A 17,183-nucleotide genomic window follows, 5' to 3' on the forward strand; every position below is an offset into this window, starting at 1 on the left:
CGGGTGGTTAACGCACGGTTACGAAGCCATTTCTTTCATCAATGACACGGCCCGCGCGCAGCAGGGTCGCGGTGCCAGTATAGCGACCTGGAGGCCACTCCCGGGACGCCATGCGTTTGCCGATGGCGCGGAAGGACTGCGCTTGGGGCTTGTCCATCACCACGTCTTTTTCAATCACCACACCTTTTGGGCCTGAAAGTCTAAGCCGCAAAATATCGTCCTTTTGCGTGCCGTAGCTGTAGCCATAGATCACCAAGGCAGCTGCATCTGTGGGGAGCGTCTCGCGCCCGGCATCGCCTGCTTTAATGGCCGCGTAAGTGGGCACATGATCCGCGAATCCCACTGCGATCAACCCACCGGGACGGTAGGGCGGGGTGTCTTGCCAAAGAGTTTCGGACGGCTCAGCCGCGCAGTCAGTGCCACCCGCGTCAAAGGGATCAACCGGTTCGCCATTGTGGCGCAGTGAAAGGTGCAGATGGGGGAAGGCGGCCCTGCCGGATTGGCCGACTTGCCCGATGACATCACCTTCGGCGATTTGCTGGCCGTCGGTGACGCGTAGGGAGCCGCGCTTTAGGTGGCAATACTGCGTTTCCCACCCCTTACCGTTGTCGATCACCACGCCATTACCGCACTCACGCCCCTGCACTTGGCTAAGCGGTGCGCCGTCTTCCATGCCGTCGCGCACGCCTTTGACCATACCGCCCGCCGCAGCGCGGACGGACACGCCTGCTTCCATTGCAGCAAGGTCGGGCAGGGCAAAGTCGGTGCCTTTATGGCCGTCATAGGTCAGCCCCGAACAGCGGTAATCCTGCACAGCACTGCTGGGGTCGTGGTCCATATATTGTTGAATGTGGCAATCTTGCCCAAGGGTGCAATCAAGCGGAAAGGCCAGTTGCAAATCCTCCGCCAGCGCGGGGCCAGCGGAGGAGAGGATCAGGGCCAGAGCGGCCCTGTAGATCATTCTGCGGTCAGCAGGGGCGGCCGATCACCCGACAGGCGCTTGTTTTCAACGCCCAGCACTTCGATCGTCAACTCGCCCTTCTTGGCACCCACCTTGACCACACCGCCTTTCGCGAGCTTGCCGAACAGAAGTTCTTCGGCCAGCGGCTTTTTGATGTGCTCTTGGATCACGCGGCCCAAGGGGCGTGCGCCCATCTTGTCATCGTAGCCTTTGTCGGCCAGCCATTCGGCGGCTTTTTTGCTAAGCTCGATGGTCACGTTGCGGTCCATCAACTGCGCTTCGAGTTGGAGCACGAACTTTTCGACCACCCGCAGGATCACCGATTTCGGCAGCGGCGCAAAGCTGATGACAGCATCAAGACGGTTGCGGAATTCCGGCGTAAACGTCCGCTCAATCGCGGCGGTGTCTTCGCCAGTGCGCCGCTCGCGGCCAAAGCCCACGGCCTCTTTCGCCTGCTCGGATGCGCCGGCGTTAGAGGTCATGATCAGCACCACATTGCGGAAATCCACCGTGCGGCCGTTGTGATCGGTCAGCTTGCCGTGGTCCATCACCTGCAACAGGATGTTATAGACGTCTGGATGGGCCTTCTCCATCTCGTCAAGCAGCAGCACACAGTGCGGATGCTGGTCCACACCATCAGTCAACATGCCGCCTTGGTCAAAGCCGACGTAGCCCGGAGGGGCACCGATCAAGCGAGAGACCGCGTGTTTCTCCATATACTCCGACATGTCGAAGCGCAGCAGTTCCACGCCCAAGGTATCCGCCAGTTGTTTGGCGACCTCGGTCTTGCCGACACCGGTGGGGCCAGCAAAGAGGTAGTTGCCGATTGGCTTGTCCGGCTCTCGCAGGCCAGCCCGCGACAGTTTGATCGCCGAAGATAGCGCCACAATGGCGTCGTCCTGACCAAAGACCACCCGTTTGAGCGAGCTTTCCAGGTCCTTCAGCACCACCACATCGTCTTTCGACACGTTCTTTGGCGGAATGCGGGCGATCTTGGCCACGACAGCTTCGACCTCTTTGGTGCCGATGGTCTTGCGGCGCTTAGAGGCGGCCACGAGATGCTGGGCGGCACCCGCTTCATCGATCACGTCGATGGCGCTGTCGGGCAGCTTGCGGTCGTTAATGTAGCGATGCGCCAGTTCCACCGACGTCTTGATCGCATCGGCCGTGTATTTAACGCTGTGATGCTCTTCAAAATAAGGCTTCAGACCCTTAAGGATCTTGGTGGCGTCTTCGACCGAAGGCTCGCTCACGTCGATCTTCTGGAAACGGCGGCTCAGCGCGCGGTCTTTCTCAAAGTGCTGGCGGAACTCCTTATAAGTCGTGGAGCCCATGGTGCGCAGTTTGCCACCCTGAAGCGCGGGCTTCAGGAGGTTGGAGGCATCCATCGCGCCGCCCGATGTGGCACCTGCACCGATCACGGTGTGGATCTCGTCGATGAACAGCACTGCGTCTTTATGCTCTTCCAGCTCTGTCACGACGGCTTTCAGGCGTTCTTCGAAATCACCGCGGTAGCGGGTGCCGGCCAAAAGTGCGCCCATATCGAGCGAGTAGATCGTGGTGTTGGCCAACACTTCAGGCGTTTCACCTGCGACGATCTTGCGCGCCAGACCCTCGGCGATGGCGGTTTTGCCGACGCCCGGATCACCCACCAACAGCGGGTTGTTCTTGCGGCGGCGGCAGAGCACTTGGATGCAGCGCTCGACTTCGCTCTCGCGGCCGATCAGCGGGTCAATGTCGCCTTCGCGGGATTTAGCGTTCAGATCTACGCAGTATTTTGCCAGCGCGGATTCTTTCTTATCGCCCTCGGTGACGCCTTGGGGCTCTTCTTCATGCTCGGGCGCGCCGCTCACCGGGCGGGCTTCGCCATATGCGGGATCTTTCGCCACGCCGTGGGCAATGAAGTTCACCGCGTCATAGCGGGTCATGTCCTGCTCTTGCAGGAAGTAGGCGGCGTTGCTTTCGCGTTCGGCAAAGATCGCGACAAGCACATTGGCCCCGGTCACTTCGGTCCGGCCCGAAGATTGCACGTGGATGGCGGCGCGCTGGATCACGCGCTGGAAAGCGGCAGTCGGCACAGCCTCAGAGCCGTCGATGTCGGTGACCAGATTGCTCAGGTCATCATCTACGAATTCAACCAGCGTGTCGCGCAGATCAGAGACGTCGACCGAACAGGCTTTCATCACCTGAACCGCGTCAGGTTCATCAAGCAGCGCCAACAGCAGGTGCTCTAGCGTGGCGAATTCATGGCGGCGGGCATTGGCCAGCGCGAGGGCCGCGTGGATTGCCTGCTCAAGTGTAGTCGAGAATGAAGGCACGGGCGTGCTCCTTTTCGATCGGGGTCGGTGAGGTGCTGAGATATCTCAGGCCCCGGTCCGACCATGGCCTCATAGTATTAGAGTTTGGTTGATCATCGCCCATCTTCAAGAAGATTCTGGTCCGAATCGGTCACATTTCACGTGAGCGGGGACTTTGGGCCATGATTGCAGGCAATCAGAACTGGTCTTTTCGCTTGCGGATTTCGGTGAACACTTCCGTGTCGGTGGCGTCTGGCATCCCCAAGGTGGCGCGGATGGCGGGATCGCCCGGGCGCAGAAAGGGATTGGTTTCTAGTTCCAGTGAAAGCTGCGAGGGGACGGTGGGGCGGCCTGCAGTGCGGGTAGCCTCGATGTCCTTGGACCTTGATATAAGTGCCGCGTTGTCCGGATCAACGGTCAGCGCGAATTTTGCATTGGCGGCAGTGTATTCGTGGCCCGAGCAGATCGTGGTATCGCGGGGCAAGGCAGCGAGCTTTTGCAGGCTTTCCCACATCTGCGCGGGCGTGCCCTCAAACAGGCGCCCACAGCCGAGCGCCATAAGGCTGTCGGCGGTAAAGGCCGCGTTGGCCTCCGGCACATGCAATGCGATATGACCCACGGTGTGGCCCGACACATCCAGAACTTCGGCATGCAGCGCGCCCAACGCGATGCTGTCGCCCTCTGCCACTTCGCGGTCGAGCGGGGGGAGGCGGCGGGCATCGGCCTTGGCGCCGACCACTTGCGCGGGGAAACGGGTCAGCAGCTCGGCAAGGCCTTGGACGTGGTCGGGGTGGTGGTGGGTCAGCCAAACTTGGCTCAACGTCCAGCCACGGCGATCAAGCTCCGCCATAATCGGTGCAGCCTCAGGCACATCAATCAGCGTCACGTCGCCGCTGTCATGGTCGCGCAGCAGAAAAGCGTAGTTGTCCGACAGACATGGAATCGTGACCAGATCAAAGGCCATGGCGTCTTACCTCGCTGTGTTGCTATGGTCGGGTAAGAGTGACACTCACCAAGGCGGGCTGCAATGCATCTTGATGTACAGGATCTGCGCAATTTCTATTATCGCAGCGCGTTGGGGCGTGCGGCGCAGAAATCCCTGCGCGGGCGATTGTTAGAGCTTTGGCCCGAGGCGAAGGGCCAGACGGTGGTCGGCTTTGGCTTTGCCGCACCCCTGCTGCGGCCTTATTTGGCCGATGCCCGGCGGGTGATGGTGTTGATGCCCGGTCCGCAGGGCGTGATGCCTTGGCCCGCGGGGATGCCCAATACCTCGGTGCTGACCGAGGAAACGCTATGGCCGGTAGAGACGGGGGCGGTGGACAAGCTGGTGCTGATGCATGGGCTTGAGACCTCGGAACGGCCCAGTGAACTGCTGGACGAATGCTGGCGGGTGCTGGGGCCGGGGGGCAAGGCGCTGTTTATCGTGCCGAACCGGGCGGGCATGTGGGCGCGGCGGGATCGCACGCCATTCGGCTATGGGCGGCCCTATTCGCCGGGACAGCTGGAAACGCAGTTGCGTAAGCATCAATTCCTGCCTGAGCGTCATCTTGGGGCGCTGTTTCAATTCCCGTCACAGCAGCGAATCTGGATGAAATCCGCCCCATTGTTTGAGAAAGTTGGTCGCCAGATGCCAACAATGATGGGCGGCGGGGCGATCTTGGTTGAAGCGACAAAGCTGGTCTACCCGCCACGCGGCCGACCACAGCGCAGCACCGCGCGGCGCGCGATCGGGGTGTTGGAGGGGATCGCTGAGCCGCAGGCCAAACCGGTCTGAGCCTTACAGGCTTGAGGCAACCACCATTCGGTCTAGAGGATTCGCCAACGCTGCGGGCGTTTGACCTTAAAGGCCGCATTTTTCTGCGACACAGGGACGCTGCAGGCCGTAGCCTTTGCAATATTGCCGCGCGTGGGAACATTACCTGCCTATACTGTGTTGCCGGGCGCGAACCTGTCTGCTACATCGCCCCTGATTTAGACGTCTTGGGTAACTTCAAGCCGCGCCAACTGCTGGTGACGCGAGATTTTCGCATATCCGGCGCTTATTGAACGAGAGGATGGACGTGTCCGAACCTGCTTCCATTTCCACCGGCATCGCGGAACGCTACGCGACAGCCGTGTATGATCTGGCCCGCGAGGCCAATCAGGTCGATGCCATCGAGGGCGATCTTACCGCACTTGAAGCGGCATTGAACGACAGCGACGACTTTCGCCGCCTGATCTCTTCGCCGCTCTATACGCGCGATCAGCAGGCGCAGGCGATCAAGGTGCTGGCCGACAAGATGGGCCTGACCAAGACCATGGCGAACACGCTGGCACTGATGGCGCAAAAGCGTCGTCTGTTTGTGTTGCCCGCGCTGGTCAAGGCGCTGCGCGAGACAATTGCCGAAGCCAAAGGCGAGATCACCGCTGACGTCGTATCGGCCAAAGCGCTGACCAAGACGCAGTCGGACAAGCTGACCAAGTCGCTCAATGCCTCCACCGGCAAAAAAGTATCACTTCATGCGACCGTTGATGAAAGCCTCATCGGCGGTCTTGTTGTCAAAGTGGGCTCGAAAATGATCGATACGTCGATCCGTTCCAAGCTCAATTCCCTCCAGAATGTAATGAAAGAGGTCGGATAAATGGGTATCCAAGCAGCAGAGATTTCTGCGATCCTGAAGGACCAGATCAAGGATTTCGGTCAGGAAACCGAAGTCGCCGAAGTGGGCCGCGTTCTCTCCGTCGGTGACGGTATCGCCCGCGTCTATGGTCTGGACAACGTTCAGGCCGGCGAGATGGTCGAATTCCCCGGCGGCATTCAGGGCATGGCCCTGAACCTCGAAGCTGACAACGTGGGTGTTGTTATCTTCGGTTCCGACCGTGACATCAAAGAAGGCGACACCGTCAAGCGCACCAACTCCATCGTGGACGTGCCAATCGGTGACGAACTGCTGGGCCGTGTTGTTGACGGCCTTGGTAACCCCATCGACGGCAAAGGCCCGATTGGCGCGACCAAGCGCGGCATCGCCGACGTCAAAGCGCCCGGCATCATCCCGCGTAAATCGGTGCATGAGCCGATGGCAACTGGCCTCAAGTCCGTTGACGCGATGATCCCAATTGGCCGTGGCCAGCGTGAGCTGATCATTGGTGACCGTCAGACCGGTAAAACAGCTGTCGCTCTCGACGCGATGCTGAACCAAGCGCAGGTTAACGCCGCTGCTGGCGACGACGAAGGCAAGAAGATGTACTGCGTGTATGTCGCCATCGGCCAGAAGCGTTCGACTGTTGCTCAGCTTGTGAAAAAGCTCGAAGAAACAGGCGCGATTGACTACTCCATCGTTGTGGCCGCGACCGCGTCCGAGCCTGCACCAATGCAGTTCCTCGCGCCCTACGCCGCGACCGCGATGGCAGAGCACTTCCGCGACAACGGCCGCCACGCGCTGATCATCTATGATGACCTCTCCAAGCAGGCCGTGTCCTACCGTCAGATGTCCCTGCTGCTGCGCCGCCCACCGGGCCGTGAAGCTTACCCGGGCGACGTTTTCTATCTCCACTCCCGCCTGCTTGAGCGTTCTGCGAAGCTAGGTGACGAAGCTGGCAACGGCTCGCTGACGGCTCTGCCGATCATCGAAACCCAAGGTGGCGACGTATCCGCGTTTATTCCGACCAACGTGATCTCGATCACCGACGGTCAGATCTTCCTTGAGACCGAATTGTTCTATCAGGGCATCCGTCCTGCTGTGAACACCGGTCTGTCGGTTTCGCGTGTTGGCTCCTCGGCTCAGACCAAGGCGATGTCGAGCGTTGCTGGCCCGGTGAAACTGTCGCTGGCTCAGTACCGCGAAATGGCGGCCTTTGCTCAGTTTGGTTCCGACCTCGACGCCTCGACACAGCAGCTGCTGAACCGTGGTGCGCGTTTGACCGAACTGATGAAGCAGCCGCAGTACGCGCCGCTGACCAACTCGGAAATCGTCTGCGTGATCTACGCTGGTACACACGGCTATCTCGATAAGGTGGACTTGAACGACGTTGGCCGCTTCGAAGCGGGCCTGCTGGCGCATCTGCGCAGCAAGCATGACGACCTTCTCAAGGACATCACCAACAATGACCGCAAGGTCAAAGGCGAGTTGGAAGAGAAGATCAAAGCCGCCATTGACGGTTTCGCCGCCGACTTCGCTTAAACGGGAGATAAGGCAATGCCAAATCTCAAGGACCTGAAGAACAGGATCGCGTCGGTCAAATCGACCCGCAAGATCACCAAGGCCATGCAAATGGTTGCCGCGGCGAAACTTCGCCGCGCGCAGGAGGCTGCCGAGGCTTCGCGTCCCTATACTGAGCGGTTCAATGCCGTGATGGCAGGGCTCGCGGCCAGCGTCGGCGGCTCCGACAGCGCGCCCAAGCTGCTCAGCGGCACCGGTGAAGACAAAGTGCATCTGCTGGTGGTCATGACCGCCGAACGCGGGCTGTGCGGCGGCTTCAACAGCAACATCGCAAAGAAGGCGAAAGCCCATGCGCGTGAATTGCTGGCCCAGGGCAAAGAGGTGAAAATCCTCACCGTTGGTAAAAAAGGCCGTGATGCGCTGCGTCGTGACATGGGCAACCTTCTGGTTGGCCATGTTGACCTTAGTGACGTCAAAAAGATCGGCTATGGCGACGCGCAGAAGATCGCGCAGGACGTCCTGAACCGGTTCGACGGCGGCGAATTCGACGTGGCGACGATCTTCTATGCGAAGTTCGTGAACGTGGTGATGCAGACGCCGACGGCGCAGCAAATCATCCCGGCCAAGTTCGAAGCCGAAGACGGCGAAGACAGCGGTGCGTCCACATTGTTCGACTATGAACCCAGCGAAGAGGCGGTCTTGGCCGATCTTCTGCCGCGCGGGGTCGCCACGGCGATCTTCTCGGCGCTGCTGGAGAATGGCGCGTCCGAGCAGGGTGCGCGTATGTCGGCGATGGACAACGCAACACGCAACGCGGGCGAGATGATCGACAAGCTGACCATCCAGTACAACCGCTCGCGTCAGGCTGTCATCACCAACGAGCTGATCGAAATCATTTCCGGCGCGGAAGCGCTGTAAGCAAATCGGAGAAACGACATGGCAAATGCTGTCGGTAAAATCACACAGGTCATCGGCGCTGTCGTTGACGTTCAATTCGAAGGCGACCTGCCGGAGATCCTCAACGCGTTGCACACTCAGAACCAGGGCAAAACGCTGGTTCTCGAAGTGGCGCAGCACCTTGGCGAAAACACAGTCCGCGCAATTGCGATGGACGCCACCGAAGGTCTCGTCCGCGGTCAAGCCGTGAACGACACTGGCGACCAGATCCGCGTGCCCGTCGGCACCGCGACCCTGGGCCGCATCATGAACGTCACCGGCGACGCGGTTGACGAAAAAGGTCCGGTAAACTCCGAAGCCACCCGTGCGATCCACGGCGACGCGCCTGAGTTCGCCGAGCAGTCGACCGAGACACAGATCCTCGTGACAGGCATCAAGGTCATCGACCTGCTGGCGCCCTACACCAAGGGTGGTAAAATTGGTCTCTTCGGCGGTGCCGGCGTGGGCAAGACAGTTCTCATCATGGAACTGATCAACAACATCGCAAAAGTGCACTCCGGTCTGTCCGTTTTCGCGGGCGTGGGTGAGCGTACCCGTGAAGGTAACGACCTTTACCACGAGATGATCGAATCCGGCGTTATCGTTCCTGACAACCTCGTCGAGTCGAAAATTGCGCTGGTCTACGGTCAGATGAACGAACCTCCAGGTGCGCGTATGCGGATCGCCCTGACCGGCCTGACACTGGCCGAGCAGTTCCGCGACGAATCTGGTTCCGACGTTCTGTTCTTCGTCGACAACATCTTCCGCTTCACACAGGCCGGTTCCGAAGTGTCCGCTCTGCTGGGTCGTATTCCTTCCGCTGTGGGCTACCAGCCAACGCTGGCGACCGACATGGGCGTGATGCAGGAGCGTATTGCTTCGACCAAATCCGGTTCGATCACTTCCGTTCAGGCCGTTTACGTTCCTGCGGATGACCTTACCGACCCGGCGCCTGCAACATCCTTTGCCCACCTCGACGCGACAACGGTTCTTGACCGTTCGATCTCAGAAAAGGGCATCTACCCGGCGGTTGACCCGCTCGGCTCCACCTCGCGTCTGCTTGACCCGCTGATCATCGGCGACGAGCACTACAAGGTGGCGACAGACGTGCAGCAGGTGCTTCAGCGCTACAAATCGCTTCAGGACATCATCGCCATTCTCGGCATGGACGAGTTGAGCGAAGAAGACAAACTGACCGTGGCCCGCGCCCGTAAGATCGAGCGCTTCCTCAGCCAGCCCTTCGACGTGGCGAAAGTCTTTACTGGTTCCGACGGTGTTCAGGTGCCGCTGGAAGAAACAATCGCGTCGTTCAAGGCCGTGGTTGCCGGTGAATACGATCACCTGCCCGAAGGTGCCTTCTACATGGTTGGTGGCATCGAAGACGTGAAGGCGAAAGCCGAGAAAATGGCGGCAGACGCCGCTTAAGGAGCGCTGACAATGGCAGACACAATGCAATTCGACCTCGTTTCGCCGGAACGGCGGCTGGCATCGATGCAGGTGACGGCCGTGCAGATTCCGGGCACTGAGGGCGACATGACGGCCATGGCCGATCATGCGCCCACCATCACCACCCTGCGTCCGGGCCTTCTGCGCGTTGAAGGGCCGGAGGGCACGTTCGAGTATGTCGTGACCGGCGGCTTCGCCGAAATCGGCGGTCAGGGCGGCGTGTCTGTGCTGGCGGAACGTGCCGTGGCACGCGCCGACATGACCCAGGAAGAGATGGACAGCATGGTGGCGGAGGCGCATTCCGTCTACGCCCGCGCCAAGGACAACTGGGAAAACGAACCCGGTCCCGTGGATGATGCGGCCAAGCTTCTGGCCGACATGGTTGCCGTTGGCGATCATATCGGGTTGTCGAGCAAGCAGCCCAACCTGTAATGCTTTGAAAGCTTTTAAAAAGCTCCGCTTCGGCGGGGCTTTTTGCTTTTAAGCCTCTGGCTCCTGCGGCATCATCGCGTCATGAGAGCCAAATCAAACACATCCGAAACATGAAACGACTGCGCAGCCATACCATCGGTCTGGACAGCGGCGATGTCATGCTGTTCTCGGACTATGAGGACGGTGGGCCGATGTGGACGGGCAGGGGCCAGCGCGAGCGCCGTCGCCGGATCACCTTTTCAGAACCCTTCCGCGAGCCGCCCCATGTTCAGGTGAACATGTCGCTTTGGGACATCGACGCCAGTACCGTCACCCGTGCGGACATCTGCGCTGAGGCGGTGACTGAAGCGGGTTTTGATATGGTGTTTCGCACCTGGGGCGACACCCGCGTCGCACGGGTGCGCTTGGCTTGGACGGCGATTGGGGGCGTAGGGGAAGAGGACGACTGGGTCGTCGGCTAGGCAAGGCCCAGCAGGGTGGGGCAGCCCGTGGAGGCCGCCCCTAGATCGCAGCGCGCAGCTTAGCTCGCGGCATACATTCCGTCATAGATCGGACCAAGTGTCTCTGCCTCAAATAGCGAAGAGACAGAGGTGCCGTTCCAGATGTTCAGGATCGCTTGGGCAAACATCGGCGCCGTCGGCACGATGCGGATGTTCGGTGCTTTCTTTATCGCAGCGGTCGGCGCGATGCTGTCGGTGATCACCAGCGATTTCATGACCGAGTTCTCAACCCGCTCAACCGCAGGGCCGGACATAACGCCGTGAGTAATGTAGGAATGCACTTCCTTGGCACCATTCTCCAGCAGCACTTCAGCGGCTTTGCAAAGCGTGCCAGCAGTATCGCAGATGTCGTCCACGATCAGGCAGATCTTGCCCTTCACGTCACCAATCACGGTCATCTCGGCCACTTCGCCCGCCTTTTCGCGGCGCTTGTCGACGATCGACAGAGGGGAATTAATACGCTTGGCCAGCTCACGCGCACGGGCCACGCCGCCCACGTCAGGGCTGACGACCATCAACTCATCCATGCGGTCTTTGAAGGTGTCTTTGATGTCGAGCGCGAAGATCGGCGAGGCGTAGAGGTTGTCGACTGGGATGTCGAAGAACCCCTGAATCTGTGCCGCGTGCAGGTCCATCGTCAGGATGCGTTCGATGCCACTCCCGGTCAGCATATTGGCGACCATCTTGGCGGTGATCGGCGTGCGGGCCTTGGTGCGGCGATCTTGGCGGGCGTAGCCGAAGTAGGGCAACACAGCCGTCACCCGGGCCGCCGAAGACCGGCGCAGCGCGTCGGCCATGATCATCAGTTCCATCAGGTTGTCATTGGCCGGGTTCGACGTGGGCTGGATGATGAACATATCCTCACCGCGCACGTTCTCATAAACTTCGACGAAAATCTCGCCGTCGTTGAAGCGTTCGACCCGTGCGTCCACGAGCCCCACGTTAACGCCGCGATGCAGCGACATGCGCCGGGCGATGGCCTTGGCAAGCGGCATATTGGCATTGCCTGAGATCAGCTTAGGTTCTGAAGTGCGTGGCATAGGGGCTCCGGAGCAGCGGTAGGTTGCAGATTCGTGACGTTGACACCGCTTAGCATGCGCTTACGGTCGGGCAAAGCTGCACCGCCCCCGAAGGAGACTCAAATGGCCCGGATCGACTATTTTTTCGCGACCCTGTCACCCTATTGCTACCTCGCCGGGAATCGGCTTGAGGCGATTGCTGAAATGCATGGGGCCGAGATCGTTTACAAGCCGTTCGACATCGTCGCGGCTTTCCCGCGGACAGGTGGTTTGCCCCCAGCCGAGCGTCATCCTAGCCGCAATGAGTACCGTGCGCAGGATTTGCCGCGTCAGGCGCGCAAACTGAATTTGCCCTTCAACCTCAAGCCGGCGCATTGGCCCACGAATGGCGCGCCCGCGGCCTATGCCGTCATCGCTGCGCAGAACGCAGGCGGCGGTGACCTAGGCAAGCTTACTCATGCAATCACCCGCGCCGTTTGGGCCGAGGAAAGGGACATTGGCCATGACGATGTCGTGCGCGCTTGTCTGGAAGAGGCCGGTTTTGACCCCGACTTGGCGAACAGCGGGTTGTTGCAGGGCGCTGAGACCTATTCAGCGAACCTTGAAGAGGCTGTGGCGCAGGGCGTCTTCGGTGCGCCCTTCTATATCGTCGGAGATCAAAAGTTCTGGGGGCAGGATCGGTTGGAAGACCTTGATTTGCACCTCGGGGGCAAGCTGTGATTCCAGAGACCAACGCGCGCCGTTTCGGTCACGGCCCGCGCCCGGCGCTGGCGATCCATTGCTCGCTGGCGCATTCCGGTGCCTGGCGCGGCGTTGGGGCCGCCTTGTCGGACGAGCTGACCCTGCGGGCGTTCGATCTGCCGATGCACGGACGTTCTGGCGATTGGGACGGGCAGGGCAATATCCACGATGTAGCGACCGATATGGCGCTGAGCCTGCTCGAAGCGCCGATGGACCTGATCGGCCATTCTTTCGGCGCGACCGTGGCGCTGCGGCTGGCGATCGAACACCCCGAATTGGTGCGCAGCATGACCTTGATTGAGCCAGTCTATTTTGCCGCAGCCAAGCAGGATGATCCTGACGCGATGGCCGAATACAACGATCAGAACGCGGCATTCGAGGCTGCGTTGGCCGAGGGCGACAAAGACACCGCCGCACGGCTGTTCAACCGGGTCTGGGGCGATGGCACGAAATGGGATCAAATCCCTGAACCGACCCGCGCCTATATGGTGGACCGGATTGGATTTATCCCCGCTTCTTCACCCTTCCTTGGCGAAGACAGCGCCGGGTTGCTTGCGCCGGGCATGTTCGACCGCGCGTCGATGCCCGCGCTGCTGGTCGAGGGGAGCGCTTCGCCCAAGGCGGCACATGCGATCAACGATTCGCTCATGCGCCGCCTGCCAAACGCGCGGCGGGTTTCAGTCGACGGGGCAGGGCATATGGTGCCCATCACCCACCCCGCCGAGGTCGCCGAGGCGATCCGCGATTTCCTGAGCGACGTGCCGCTGGTGTGAGGGTTTAAAAGTGGCTTAGGAACTGGTCGATCTGGTCGCGGCTGATCGACCAGTCGCAGACCATCCGCGCGGCCAGCATCTCGCCATCGTCACCGTCCAGCGTGCCGTCCCACAGGTAATAGCGCGCGCCTGCGTCATGCAGTTTGCGGTGGATGGCGCGGGGGAAGCGGGCGAAGATCATATTGGCCGCAGGCTCATGGAGAAACTTAACGCCCGCCTTGCGCAGCCCTTGGGCGAGATGCGCTGCGTTGGCATTGGCAATTTTGGCCGTTTCCAACCATGCGCCATCGGCGAGATAGCCCGCCATCTGCGCAGAAAGGAACCGGTGTTTGGAGAAAAGATGCGCCCCGCGTTTGCGACGTAGTTCAAACTCCCACGCTTTCTGGGGGTCGAAAAACACCACCGCCTCCACGCCCATACAGCCGTTTTTGGTCCCGCCGAAGCTGACAACATCAACGCCCGATTTCCACGTCATCTCTGCCGGGGTGCAGCCTAGAGCCACCAGCGCATTTGCAAAACGCGCGCCGTCCATATGGACGGGTAGATCGTGTTCCTTGGCGACCGCTGTCAGCGCCTGCAATTCGTCAAGGCTATGGACGCCGCCGCGTTCGGTCACTTGGGTGATTGACACCGGGCCGCGCTGCGGGCTGTGCACATCGCCAAGACCCCGCGCGGTGATGGCGCGGCGCAGGGCGTCTGGGGTCATTTTGTCGTCGGTCTCGACCAGCGTCAGCTTGGCCGCGCCGCTGTAGAATTCAGGCGCATTGCATTCGTCTTCTTCGATATGCGCGACTTTGGAGCAAAAGATCGTCTGCCACGGCTGGCAATAGCAGGCCAGCGCCAGCGCATTCGCTGCCGTTCCGGTTGCAACAAGATAGACCGCGGCCTCAGGTGCCTCAAACTGCTCACGTATCTGCGCGCGCACCTCGTCCATGATCGGGTCTTTGCCGTAGGGCATGGCGTAATCGCTGTTGGCGGCGATCACGCGCTCCATCACCTTGGGATGGACGGGGCCGGCATTGTCAGAGGCGAAAAACATCAGGTGGGCTCCTCGATAATATGGTCTTCCCATTCCTCGAACGGGGTGTCGAATTCGGACACGGTATCAAATTGCACGCTGACCCCGGCGTCATGGACACTGTCGGGCGTGCCGGTCAGCAGGGGGTGCCACTCGGGCAGCGGTTTGCCCTCCCAAAGCAGGCGGTATGCGCAGGTCTGGGGCATCCAATAGGCGTGGGTATCAAGGTTGTCGGGGCGCAGCACGATGCAGTCGGGCACAAACTCATGCCGGTTCTCGTAGTGCACGCAGCGGCAGGTGCTATCGTCCAGCAGACGGCAGGCGACACGGGTTAGGGCCACTTCTCCGCTGTCTTCGTCTTCTAGTTTGTTCAGGCAACATTTCCCGCAACCATCACAAAGCGCTTCCCACTCAGTTTGGGACATCTCTTTGAGGGGCTTTTGCTCCCAGAATTTCGGAGCCAAGCCCTTGCGGGGGATCGGGTCGCTCATAGAGCCTCCAGAATGGCACGGGCGCGGGTGCAATCGGCGTCCATCTGGGTGATGAGTGCCTCAAGACTGTCGAACTTCTCTTCACCACGCAGGTGCTCGACCAGTCCAACCGAGAGCGGCGCACCATAGAGGTCGCCTTTGAAATCAAAGAGATAGGTTTCAAGGTTGGCTTTGTTTTCGCCGAACATGGGGCGCACGCCGATGCTGGCCGCACCGTGATAGCTGCCCTTATGCGGCCCCTCCAGCACATCCACCAACACGGCATAGACGCCAAAGGCAGGCGGGTGCAGCCCATCGATGGACATGTTGGCAGTGGGGAAGCCCAGCTCGCGGCCGCGCTGTTCGCCTGAGATCACTGGCCCATCAATACGGTGCCAATGGCCGAGCATGGCCGCCGCTTCGCGGGTCTCACCACCGCTCAGCGCTTCGCGGATCGCGGTCGAGGATACCGTCAGCTCATCACGCTCCATCAGCGGGGCGATGGTGACGCCAAATCCATACTGATCGCCGAAGCGCACCAGATCGTCCGCCGTCCCTGCGCGGCCTTTGCCAAAGCAGAAGTCAGCACCGACCACCACATGTGCAAGCCCGAGCCCTTCGTGCAGCACATCCCGGGCAAATGCCTCGGGGCTGAGGCTGGCAAGCGTACCGTTAAAGGCTAGCTCATAAAGCCGTTCGACGCCGATCTTCTCCAGTCGATGTGCGCGGGCCTCGCGGCCCATCAGACGAAAAGGCGGGGCATCGGGGGCGAAATATTCGCGGGGATGCGGTTCAAAGGTGACCACACCGAGGGGCGCCTCGGGGGCCGCGCGCTGCGCCAGTTCGATTACCGACCGGTGGCCAAGGTGAACGCCATCGAAATTGCCAATCGCAGCGGTGGCACCACGATCGGGCAGGTCGACGAATTGATAATCTCGGATGATCCGCATGGACCTTGCCTAGCCGTGCCTGCGCGCAAGGGCAAGATGCAGGCAGAGCGAAACTGTACGGTCAGTCGAACTTGGCTGAAGGTGCGAGCACGGTGGCCTCACCTTCGAGAACGGGCTTGCCGTCGACCGAACATCGGCAATCCATTTTGACCCGGCGCTTGCGGATATCCATGTCGGTGACTGTCACTTCCGCCAGCACCATGTCGCCGGGGCGAACGGGGGCAAGAAACCTAAGCGACTGTCCGAGGTAGATCGTGCCGTGACCGGGAAGCTGTTCGCCGATCACGGCAGAGATCAGCCCCGCGGTCAGCATTCCATGAGCGATGCGCCCTTCAAAGATCGTGTCACGGGCGTAATCGTCATCCAAATGCACCGGGTTATGGTCGGTGGAGACCTGCGCAAACATCTCGATATCCGTATCAGTCACGACTTTGCGCAAATGGCGGGTCATCCCGATTTCGATGTCTTCGATGCAAATCGTCCCGCGCGGCAGATTATCCAACATGACGGCTCCCTAGTAACAAAGTGACGCCGAGAGGCGTTGAGATGCAACTTTATTACTTCGCAACTGCAGAAAATCAAGTGAAATCTGGGTTAACGCAGGAACCCGATGGCGTAAGTCGGGGAGGAAGATTCGCGGGTCAGGTAAGACGTCAGCTTCTCTTCATCGGGTTGGTGAGTGGTATCCGTTTCCGCAGCCGCCAGACCGCCGGTGATGAAGAGCGAATCGATGCCTTCGTCGATCGCGCCCTTAACGTCCGTCAGAATGCCGTCACCGATAGCGAGAATACGGTCGTCGGAAATTTCGACATCAAGTGCGGCAAGGCGACGGCGCGCAAGATCGTAGATCGGACCGTGTGGCTTGCCAAAGTAGAGGCTTTCACCGCCCATTTTTGTATAGAGCGCAGCCAATGCCCCGGCGCACCACTCGCGCACCTCGCCCCGGTCCACCACAATATCGGGGTTGGCACAGAGCAATTTCAGCCCGCGGGCGATGGCCTGCTCAAACTCGGGGCGCATCACGTCGGGGTCCGCCATTGGATCAATAGGGCCAGTGCAGACAATGCCGTCGGCCTGATCCAATGCGACAGTTTCAATATCTACTGGGTCTTCGAGAAGGGTCAGCGGCTCGAAAAACTTGCGCTCGCCGGGATGGCCGATGAACCAGACCTTTTCGCCCACCGCACCGCGGAACATGGCAGAGCGTGCGGAATCGCCGGAAGTAGCGATGCTGTCCCATGCGTCTTCCGGCACGCCGAACTGCTGCAACTGTTTTTCCACGCCCGTGCGCGGGCGGGGGGAGTTGGTGACCAGCACGACCTTGCCGCCGGTTTTGCGATAGGCCTGCAGCGCCGCCACCGCATCAGGCAGCGCTTTGCGCCCGTCATGAACACAGCCCCAGAGATCGACGAACAGCGCGTCATATTGATCGGATACGTCGGTCAGGGCAGAGATAATGCGGGTCATGGTGCGGCCTTTCAAAAAACGAGGGCGGGCACTT

18 protein-coding genes are annotated in these 17,183 nt (G+C 60.4%); 9 read left to right on the forward strand and 9 right to left on the reverse strand.

The window, feature by feature from the left end; genetic code table 11:
* Nucleotides 1–7: 7 nt before the first annotated feature.
* The 3 genes from DSM14862_RS03270 to gloB form a co-directional block, all read right to left on the reverse strand.
* Nucleotides 8–961, reverse strand: a complete 954-nt coding sequence (locus DSM14862_RS03270) for a peptidoglycan DD-metalloendopeptidase family protein (protein ID WP_007118987.1) — start codon at nucleotides 959–961, stop codon at nucleotides 8–10.
* Nucleotides 958–3,279 carry an ATP-dependent Clp protease ATP-binding subunit ClpA gene (gene clpA / locus DSM14862_RS03275; protein ID WP_007118988.1) on the reverse strand — a complete coding sequence of 774 codons (2,322 nt, stop codon included), beginning with the start codon at nucleotides 3,277–3,279 and terminating at the stop codon, nucleotides 958–960. Before clpA ends, DSM14862_RS03270 begins: the two co-directional genes overlap by 4 nt.
* 175 nt (nucleotides 3,280–3,454) lie before the next feature.
* Nucleotides 3,455–4,222 (reverse strand): hydroxyacylglutathione hydrolase, encoded by a 768-nt coding sequence (gene gloB, locus DSM14862_RS03280; RefSeq protein WP_007118989.1) that lies wholly within the window; start codon nucleotides 4,220–4,222, stop codon nucleotides 3,455–3,457.
* A gap of 63 nt (nucleotides 4,223–4,285) precedes the next feature.
* Between gloB and DSM14862_RS03285 the strand changes: the two genes are divergently transcribed.
* The 7 genes from DSM14862_RS03285 (at nucleotide 4,286) to DSM14862_RS03315 (ending at nucleotide 10,672) form a co-directional block, all read left to right on the forward strand.
* Nucleotides 4,286–5,032, forward strand: a complete 747-nt coding sequence (locus tag DSM14862_RS03285; RefSeq protein ID WP_007118990.1) for a methyltransferase domain-containing protein — start codon at nucleotides 4,286–4,288, stop codon at nucleotides 5,030–5,032.
* 286 nt (nucleotides 5,033–5,318) lie between these two features.
* Complete coding sequence (locus tag DSM14862_RS03290; protein WP_208855089.1) at nucleotides 5,319–5,879, forward strand: F0F1 ATP synthase subunit delta; 561 nt, start codon at nucleotides 5,319–5,321, stop codon at nucleotides 5,877–5,879.
* On the forward strand, nucleotides 5,880–7,418 hold the full coding sequence (gene atpA, locus DSM14862_RS03295; protein WP_007118992.1) for a F0F1 ATP synthase subunit alpha: 1,539 nt from the start codon (nucleotides 5,880–5,882) through the stop codon (nucleotides 7,416–7,418).
* A 15-nt stretch (nucleotides 7,419–7,433) separates the two neighbouring features.
* Nucleotides 7,434–8,315, forward strand: a complete 882-nt coding sequence (locus tag DSM14862_RS03300) for a F0F1 ATP synthase subunit gamma (protein ID WP_007118993.1) — start codon at nucleotides 7,434–7,436, stop codon at nucleotides 8,313–8,315.
* Between the two features lie 18 nt (nucleotides 8,316–8,333).
* Nucleotides 8,334–9,758, forward strand: a complete 1,425-nt coding sequence (gene atpD / locus DSM14862_RS03305; protein WP_007118994.1) for a F0F1 ATP synthase subunit beta — start codon at nucleotides 8,334–8,336, stop codon at nucleotides 9,756–9,758.
* Nucleotides 9,759–9,770: 12 nt separating this feature from the next.
* Nucleotides 9,771–10,211, forward strand: coding sequence for a F0F1 ATP synthase subunit epsilon (locus DSM14862_RS03310; protein WP_007118995.1), 441 nt, complete (start codon nucleotides 9,771–9,773; stop codon nucleotides 10,209–10,211).
* A gap of 110 nt (nucleotides 10,212–10,321) precedes the next feature.
* The gene (locus DSM14862_RS03315; protein ID WP_007118996.1) at nucleotides 10,322–10,672 is read left to right on the forward strand and encodes an H-type lectin domain-containing protein; all 351 of its coding nucleotides are present in this window, start codon (nucleotides 10,322–10,324) and stop codon (nucleotides 10,670–10,672) included.
* Between the two features lie 59 nt (nucleotides 10,673–10,731).
* Here DSM14862_RS03315 and DSM14862_RS03320 read toward each other — a convergent pair whose 3' ends face one another.
* Nucleotides 10,732–11,751: a ribose-phosphate pyrophosphokinase gene (locus DSM14862_RS03320; protein WP_040700515.1), complete on the reverse strand. Its 1,020-nt coding sequence runs from the start codon at nucleotides 11,749–11,751 to the stop codon at nucleotides 10,732–10,734.
* A 102-nt stretch (nucleotides 11,752–11,853) separates the two neighbouring features.
* On the opposite strand from DSM14862_RS03320, the gene DSM14862_RS03325 reads away from it, so the two are divergent.
* Nucleotides 11,854–12,450, forward strand: a complete 597-nt coding sequence (locus DSM14862_RS03325; RefSeq protein WP_007118998.1) for a 2-hydroxychromene-2-carboxylate isomerase — start codon at nucleotides 11,854–11,856, stop codon at nucleotides 12,448–12,450.
* On the forward strand, nucleotides 12,447–13,244 hold the full coding sequence (locus DSM14862_RS03330; protein ID WP_007118999.1) for an alpha/beta fold hydrolase: 798 nt from the start codon (nucleotides 12,447–12,449) through the stop codon (nucleotides 13,242–13,244). The genes DSM14862_RS03325 and DSM14862_RS03330 overlap by 4 nt, the downstream gene beginning before the upstream one ends.
* Nucleotides 13,245–13,248: 4 nt before the next feature.
* Here the strand turns inward: DSM14862_RS03330 and DSM14862_RS03335 are convergent, their stop codons facing one another.
* The 5 genes from DSM14862_RS03335 to DSM14862_RS03355 all read right to left on the reverse strand — a co-directional run bounded on the left by DSM14862_RS03335 (nucleotide 13,249) and on the right by DSM14862_RS03355 (nucleotide 17,149).
* Nucleotides 13,249–14,283: a threonine aldolase family protein gene (locus tag DSM14862_RS03335; RefSeq protein WP_007119000.1), complete on the reverse strand. Its 1,035-nt coding sequence runs from the start codon at nucleotides 14,281–14,283 to the stop codon at nucleotides 13,249–13,251.
* Entirely contained in the window at nucleotides 14,283–14,753 is a 471-nt protein-coding gene (locus tag DSM14862_RS03340; protein WP_007119001.1) for a YcgN family cysteine cluster protein, read from the reverse strand. The genes DSM14862_RS03335 and DSM14862_RS03340 overlap by 1 nt, the downstream gene beginning before the upstream one ends.
* Complete coding sequence (locus DSM14862_RS03345) at nucleotides 14,750–15,682, reverse strand: bifunctional riboflavin kinase/FAD synthetase (RefSeq protein WP_007119002.1); 933 nt, start codon at nucleotides 15,680–15,682, stop codon at nucleotides 14,750–14,752. Before DSM14862_RS03345 ends, DSM14862_RS03340 begins: the two co-directional genes overlap by 4 nt.
* A 61-nt stretch (nucleotides 15,683–15,743) precedes the next feature.
* A complete protein-coding gene (locus DSM14862_RS03350) occupies nucleotides 15,744–16,187 on the reverse strand; it encodes a MaoC family dehydratase (RefSeq protein WP_007119003.1) in 444 nt (147 codons plus the stop codon).
* Nucleotides 16,188–16,276: 89 nt separating this feature from the next.
* Nucleotides 16,277–17,149 (reverse strand): TIGR01459 family HAD-type hydrolase, encoded by an 873-nt coding sequence (locus tag DSM14862_RS03355; protein ID WP_007119004.1) that lies wholly within the window; start codon nucleotides 17,147–17,149, stop codon nucleotides 16,277–16,279.
* Nucleotides 17,150–17,183 lie beyond the last annotated feature (34 nt).

The sequence above is a fragment of the Sulfitobacter indolifex genome (assembly GCF_022788655.1).
GTDB lineage: Bacteria > Pseudomonadota > Alphaproteobacteria > Rhodobacterales > Rhodobacteraceae > Sulfitobacter > Sulfitobacter indolifex.